Raw genomic sequence first — 823 nt, 5'->3', positions numbered from 1 at the left:
CTCTCTCCCGGATTTGATCGCGAGCGTGAACTTGTCGCTCTTGAAGATCGGAGGATCGGCCGAACCGGAAACGTCGGCCCAAGCGCCCGCGGTCAACCCGAAGCGATCGGTGTTTCCCGACTACATCATCTGCCTCGAGGACGGGAAGCGGTTCAAGTCGCTGAAGCGCCATCTCCACGTGCACTACGGCCTGACGCCCGACCAGTACCGGGCGAAGTGGGGATTGAAGCCCGAGTATCCGATGGTGGCTCCCAATTACGCGGCTCAGCGCTCAACGCTGGCAAAGGCGAGCGGGCTCGGCCGGAAGCCGACGGCAAAGCCGGCGAAGAAGGTGGCCAAGCGCAAATAAAACATATTTGCCGGCGTCACCAAGTATGATGGCGAGGGCCAACTTGTGCGCTCCGCAGTTGCGCGATCCTGCCGCTGAATAAGCAGAGATTAGCGCGAATACCGTGCGAACACGCAAAGAGCGATGAACAGTATTATCGCCCAGCCTACCCAGCGCCGTGCTGGTGATCTCGGCAAAGGTTCCGATACAGTATCGATGCTCGCGAGTACGGCGACTTGCGGCGGCAAGATCTCAGCCTTGCGGCTCCTGCCCTTGCGGGAAGTATGTGAAATTCCGGTTCCAGGAATGCCGACTGTGGTTGTTCGCCCAGAGCTTCCGATCGTCGTCTTAAATCCCTTCAGCCCGGCAGAGACGCTGATACTCCTCTTGCCAACATTGAGCCGGACTCCCGGCATAAGACGAACCGACTTACGAAAACGCCACCCCATGACATCGCCCCCTCATTGCCCCTGAACAGCTTAACCCCGTCCACGA

At 59.3% G+C, this 823-nt stretch carries 1 protein-coding gene; it reads left to right on the top strand.

Annotated elements, in window-relative coordinates:
- Nucleotides 1-349: MucR family transcriptional regulator (locus tag EOD29_RS30610; protein WP_127248777.1), on the top strand; the 349-nt coding region annotated here is incomplete at its 5' end.
- Between the last annotated feature and the right edge of the window lie 474 nt (nucleotides 350-823).

The organism is Mesorhizobium sp. M1A.T.Ca.IN.004.03.1.1 (genome assembly GCF_003997555.1).
Classification (GTDB): domain Bacteria; phylum Pseudomonadota; class Alphaproteobacteria; order Rhizobiales; family Rhizobiaceae; genus Mesorhizobium.
This window is presented reverse-complemented; position numbering and strand designations above follow the sequence as displayed.